The organism is Nocardia carnea, assembly GCF_029869215.1.
Classification (GTDB): domain Bacteria; phylum Actinomycetota; class Actinomycetes; order Mycobacteriales; family Mycobacteriaceae; genus Nocardia; species Nocardia carnea_B.
The window spans coordinates 1-5,691 of record NZ_JARWPM010000208.1 but is presented as its reverse complement, the minus strand read 5'-3'; the positions used below and the strand labels follow the sequence as shown (position 1 = coordinate 5,691).

General features: G+C 68.8%; 7 protein-coding genes. 1 reads left to right on the top strand and 6 read right to left on the bottom strand.

Annotation, left to right across the window (positions count from 1 at the left end):
- Window positions 1-260: 260 nt before the first annotated feature.
- The gene (locus QH276_RS14320) at window positions 261-515 is read right to left on the bottom strand and encodes a WhiB family transcriptional regulator (protein WP_033243220.1); all 255 of its coding nucleotides are present in this window, start codon (window positions 513-515) and stop codon (window positions 261-263) included.
- A 251-nt stretch (window positions 516-766) separates the two neighbouring features.
- Window positions 767-1,714, bottom strand: coding sequence for a diacylglycerol/lipid kinase family protein (locus tag QH276_RS14315; protein WP_280397532.1), 948 nt, complete (start codon window positions 1,712-1,714; stop codon window positions 767-769).
- 47 nt (window positions 1,715-1,761) lie between these two features.
- On the opposite strand from QH276_RS14315, the gene QH276_RS14310 reads away from it, so the two are divergent.
- A complete protein-coding gene (locus QH276_RS14310; RefSeq protein WP_280397531.1) occupies window positions 1,762-2,178 on the top strand; it encodes a hypothetical protein in 417 nt (138 codons plus the stop codon).
- A 162-nt stretch (window positions 2,179-2,340) separates the two neighbouring features.
- Here QH276_RS14310 and QH276_RS14305 read toward each other — a convergent pair whose 3' ends face one another.
- The 4 genes from QH276_RS14305 to QH276_RS14290 all read right to left on the bottom strand — a co-directional run bounded on the left by QH276_RS14305 (window position 2,341) and on the right by QH276_RS14290 (window position 5,470).
- Entirely contained in the window at window positions 2,341-2,826 is a 486-nt protein-coding gene (locus QH276_RS14305; protein ID WP_280397553.1) for a GNAT family N-acetyltransferase, read from the bottom strand.
- Between the two features lie 83 nt (window positions 2,827-2,909).
- Complete coding sequence (locus tag QH276_RS14300; protein ID WP_280397530.1) at window positions 2,910-3,509, bottom strand: acid phosphatase; 600 nt, start codon at window positions 3,507-3,509, stop codon at window positions 2,910-2,912.
- 130 nt (window positions 3,510-3,639) lie between these two features.
- A complete protein-coding gene (locus tag QH276_RS14295) occupies window positions 3,640-4,146 on the bottom strand; it encodes a nitroreductase/quinone reductase family protein (RefSeq protein ID WP_280397529.1) in 507 nt (168 codons plus the stop codon).
- Window positions 4,147-4,183: 37 nt separating this feature from the next.
- Window positions 4,184-5,470, bottom strand: coding sequence for an Rv3212 family protein (locus QH276_RS14290; RefSeq protein ID WP_280397528.1), 1,287 nt, complete (start codon window positions 5,468-5,470; stop codon window positions 4,184-4,186).
- Between the last annotated feature and the right edge of the window lie 221 nt (window positions 5,471-5,691).

Genomic DNA, 5,691 nt, shown 5'->3' with positions numbered 1-5,691 from the left:
CTGTCTGAGCACGCGGGGAAGCGACTACCGGACCTTATTCCAGCCCGGCCCGGGGAGTCGCGGATTGCCCCGCACAACGTAATCATGTGGAGGGCCCAAAAATTTAACGGGCCGTAAAACGTCAAGACCGGAAATTTCGGGGCGTGCCGGTATATGCCCCCGTAAAAACTCCGCCCGGCCACCATATTCACTGGTGCCGGGCAATCCGCGACTCCCCGGGCCGGGCTGGAATAAGGTCCGGTAGTCGCTTCCCCGCGTGCTCAGACAGCCGTACGAGTGCGGGTGCGCGCATTGCGACGCTTGAGTGCGCGCCGCTCGTCTTCGCTCATACCGCCCCATACACCGGCGTCCTGCCCGGAACCCAGAGCCCAGGACAGGCATTCGGCGGTAACGGGGCAGCGGGCGCAGACCAGCTTGGCATCGGCAATCTGCGCGAGCGCAGGACCACTGTTGCCCACCGGGAAAAACAGTTCAGGGTCCTCATCGCGACAGATGGCCTTATGGCGCCAGTCCATTCCTTCTGCTCCTTTGTAGGGCGCCACAGGGCGCCGATCGGTTGCTGGATCGTTCACTTGTGCGAACTGAATGTTTCCGCACGGTTGCTTGTGAATGCTTTCACGAACACCGTAGATGTCAATAGGTATCCGACGCACCGTGGGGAAGCTCACGCACTGAAGGCCCCACGAGGAGACCTGCCGCAGTCCTTTTTACTCGCCTACGCCGGTTTCCGCAGCACAAACGGGATCTATTTCCCGGATGCGCCACTTCATTCCGGTCGTGGAGCGACCACATCGAGGACGTCCGGCACAGCGGTGAAATCCACCACGTCGCGCCTGCCGATGAAGTCGCCGTCGATTTGCAGGCCGATCGGCTCGGCACTCGTTATGCGCACCGACGGAACATCGTCGTCACGAAAGAGCTTCCGCGACTTCGGCTCGGAGTGTGGCGACAGCAGTTGTGCCGCCAGGCGCAGTGTAGGCAGTAACGCCATGGTTCGCACGGCGAACACTCCGAGACCGGTTTCGAACCTCGTACCGGGATTGGTCCGTACCGGCGTCGCATTCAAATAAGTCCACGGACTCGTATTGGTGACGAACGCGTAATGCACGCCGGAAACGGGTTCGTGACCCGGCACATGCACGGTGACCTCCGGTTGTGCCCGTTTGACGCGGAAGAATTGGGCCACGGTGGTGCGCAGATAGCGGGCCGGCGTCGCGGCGCGGCCCTTGGCCCGGGCGGCGTCGATCGCGGCGCAGACCTCCGCGTCGAGGCCCACCCCGGCGCTGAAACAGAACCACCGGTCGTCGGTGATACCCAAGCCGATGCGGCGGTCGCCGTCGCCGGCTTTGAGCAGATCGATCAGTTGATTGGTGGCCGCCACCGGATCGGGCCGGATATCGAGCGACCGCGCGAACACATTGGCCGAACCGCCGGGAATGATGCCCAGCCGCGGCCGCCACGCCTGCCCGTCGTCGACCTGCGGCAGCGGGACGAACCCGTTGATCGTCTCGTTGACGGTCCCGTCGCCGCCGTGCACCACGATGAGATCCATCTCGTTGGTTGCCGCCCACTGCGCCAGCTCCGCGGCATGACCGCGATGCTGGGTATGCGCCACCGTCAGCTGCGTCCGGCTCTCCAGCGCATGCGCCAGCAGATCGCGGGTAGCCGCTGTGGTAGAGGTCGCATTCGGATTGACGATCAACAACGTCCGCACCTCAGCACTGTATCTGCGGTCCGCCGCGGCACCCTTAAGCTGGCGGGGTGGTCGAGCGAAAAGACGTGGGCGTGCCCGGGACCGTGCGGGGAGCGGGCGGGCTGGTGGCGCTGGAGGGCGCTGTCGCGGTGACCGTCGCGGTGGTGCTGATCGTGCGGGCGCTGCTGGGGCACAAAGAGGATGCGATCAGCGGTTACGGCACGGCCATGTGGTTCGGGATCCTCGGTGGTGCGGTGCTCGCGTCCGGGATCGGGCTGCTGCTCGGGCAGCGGTGGGGGCGGGCGATCGCGGTGATCACCCAGTTGCTGCTGCTGCCGGTGGTGTGGTCGTTGTTGTTCGGGTCGGGACAGCCCCTGCTGGGCACCGTGCTCGGCATCGTCGCACTGGGTGCGCTGGGGTTGTTGTTCGCGCCACCGACCTCACGCTGGGCGGCGCAGGAGTACGGGGTCACGGGGGAGGACTGAATCTCCGCCGAGCAGGGACGCTGCCGGTCGTACTCTCGGCCCCCGTGTTCGGCGTCCGGCTTCCGCGCTCTCGGAGCCGCATAGCGACGGCGGTGCCGGCGTGGGCGAATCAGCCCGCGTGTCCGTGCTGCCGCGGAGCGCCGGGCCCGCGGCGCGGGTGCATCAGTCCTGGGTAGCCGCTGTGGCGGCCAGTTCCGCCAGGGCGGTACCGGTGAGGCGGTAACCGACCCAGTCGTCCTGGACCTGCGCGCCCAGGGATTCGTAGAAGCCGATCGACGGTGTGTTCCAGGTGAGTACCGACCAGCTCACCCGGCTGTAGCCGCGGGTTTGCGCCTCGCGGGCGAGGGCGGCCAGCAGCGCCCGGCCGAGGCCGGTGCCTCGTGCCGCCGGTTTGACGTACAGGTCTTCGAGGTAGATCCCGTGGACACCGTCCCAGGTGGAGAAGTTGCGGAACCAGATCGCGCAGCCGGCCACCGCGCCGTCGAGTAGCGCCACATGGGCGAACACGGCGGGATCGGGACCGAACAGCGCGGTGTGCAGTTGCGCGGCGGTGAGGTTGCACTCGTGCCGGGCTTTCTCGTATTCGGCCAGGTCGTAGACCAGTTCGACCAGTGCGGGTACATCGCCGGGTTCGGCACGGCGGATCACCGGGGTCGCGGACACGGGAGCTCCTCGTTCGTCGCGGACAAGTGGGTGTGCCGGACGGGCCGGCGGAGAGCTGGGAGATCGCTTCATCCGGGACCCGGCCGGAGGTTGTGCGCCCACAGCGTCGGATCGGAATGCTCGTAGCCGAGCACGCTGACTCCGGCCGTCGCCAGCGCGAACCGGCGGCCTTCCCGGACGGGGAAGCCGAGCCAGCGGGCGATCAGGGCGCGGGAGAAGTGCCCATGGCCCACCAGCACCACGTCGCGGTCGGCGAGTGCGGCCCGAGCGGTGTCCAGTACGCGGTCGGCGCGGTCGGCGATCTCGGCCGCGGATTCACCGCCCGGCACCGCGCCGGTCCAGATCGTCCAGCCGGGGTCCGCGGTGCGGATCTGCGGGGTGGTGCGGCCTTCGTAATCGCCGTAGTCCCATTCGGCGAGATCCGGTTCGACCCGGGCGCCGGTGAGCCCGGCCAGTTCAGCGGTTCGCCGGGCCCGTTCCCGCGGACTGACCAGGATCAGCGGATCGCGTAATCCGAGATCCGCCACGACGTGACCGGCCGCCGTGGCCTGGTGTTCACCGGCCGCGGTCAGGGGCAGATCGGTGCGGCCGGTATGCCGGTGCTGTACCGACCAGCTTGTCTCACCGTGGCGGACCAGCACCACACGGGCATCCTCGGAGCCGGGCATACGGACCATGATGCCTGGTTCGGCGGGCAGGCCCGAGGGCGGTCCGAGGCGTAGCCGACGCCGGTCCGTGACCTGCCCGCCGGCGGCATCCCGCCAGCACCGGCAGCGGACGCGGCGCCCGATTCACCGGTCAGTGCGACGATGCCAACGTGAGAACGACGAGGGGGATCGGCCGCTCGGTGGTGGCCTGGAAATCGGCGAGCAGGGGGTTGTTCGCCAGTACCCAGGCGGCGAACTCGTCGTACGCAGCGCCGGTGAGCACGCGCGCCGTGGCGTGGTACACGTGATCGCCGAGTTCGACGATCACCGCCGGATCGGCTCGGACATTGTGGTACCACGCGGGATAGCGCTCGTCGAGGAGCGAACTGACGTAGAGCGTATCGCCGCGGTACCGGGCGGTCAGCGGAACCACATGGCGTTTACCGGTTTTCGTACCCGTGGTGGTGAGCAACAGGAGCGTGGTGCCGGCGTAGTCGCCGCCGACCCGTCCGCCGTTGGCCCGGAACTCGCGGATCACCTCGGTGTTCCAGCCGGCCGGATCCCGGTCGGTGAACCGGTTCCACGGTGCGTCGGGATCGGTGTAGGCGCAGTACTCGGCTGCGGAGGCCGTATCGGCGGGTGGGGCTGCTTCTGTCATGGCCGCCAGTGTGCCTGCGGGCACCGACAAAAAGGTTTCACCGCAGGGGTTTTGCGGGACGATCGGTCTCCGCGTCGCCGGTATCGGGAGCCTCGGGATCGCCGAGGGCGACGAGTTGGCCGTCGCGATGTTCCAGGACCGTATTGCCCAGAACACCGAGCGATATGAGGCCACCGCCGTAATCGGGCCGGTCCACCGGGATCCGCGCGACCTGGGCACCGCTCGCCGGATCGAGAGCCGCGACAGCGCCCGGGACGGGAATCAGCAGCCGGTCGGCCATGAGCACCGGCGCGCCGAGTGCGTCGGGTGCCGTCCACAACGGTTCGAAGGTACTGGCCTGCAGCGCGATCACGCTGTTGCCGGTGAACACGAAGAAGGCCGAGCCGGCGCGCGTGGTTGTCGAAGCCGCGGCGAGTGGTGCCGAGAGTTCTTGCACCACAATCGGATTACCCTTGGCGTCGAATACGGTGAGGCGCGGGGCGGCGGGGTCGGAACCGGTGGTCCCGGGCTGATAAACGGCGATCCGGTTGTCGGACACCGCGATTACGCGTGCTTCGGGCGATTCGGCCCCTGGGCCCTCCAGGATCCGCGAGCCGTATTCTTCCGGCACATTGTCGTCCTTCGGGGCGGGCGCCAGAACAGTGAGCCGATTCGCGGGATCGCCCGGGCAGCGTTCGAGCACTACCAGCCGCGACGAACTCGAGGCGGCCGAGCGCAGTTCGCAATCCTGGCGCGGCTGGGTCTTCCAGTTCTCCTTGGCGTCCACATAGCCGTATTCGAGGGTGCGCACCAGGTCGGAGCGCCACACTTCCAGCCGCCGCGGCCCCTGCGCCACCACATAGGTGCCGTCGACGGACAGGTGGACCCGATCGTCCATATAGCTGCTGCGGGCCGTGCGGCGGCGGCCGTCCGCGCCGGCGAGCATGGTGGTCTCGCTGCAGCCGCGGTCGGTGCGGTACACCGCGATCACCATCCCGAACTGCGCCTCGACCCCGCACAGCGGCAGATCGCGGGTGTAGCGCCACACCTGCTCGCCGGTGCGCCGATCGTGTCCGGTCACCGTGCCGCCGTCGCCGGTGACGGCCACGCCCTCGGAGGTGAGAGCGCGGGCTGCGGCGATATCGGGAGCACGCCACAGTTCCCGCAATCGGCCGGGCAGCTCGGTTGCCGCCGCGGGCGGGCGGGACGGGTCGGCGGCGACCACCGATTCGGTATCGGCGACATCGCTGGTCACCCATGCCACGATCACCGCGATCACGACGACGACGGCGATCGCGGCAGCGGTGATGACATCGGCGCGCGTTCGCCGCTCGGGTGCGAGCACGTACGCGAGCCTAACGGATGCCGCCGGAACGCCCGGACGGTGCTCGTGCCCCGGTCACAGCGCCACGGGGTGGACAGCGATCGGGGCGGGGGGGGGGGGGGCCCCCCCCCCGCGCGGGCGGGGGGGGGGGGGGAAAAAAAGACGCGGGGGGCCGGCCCCGCCGTGGGCGCCGGGGGGGGCCGGTACACCCGGGGGGTGAGCCCCCCCGGCGGGCGGGGGGG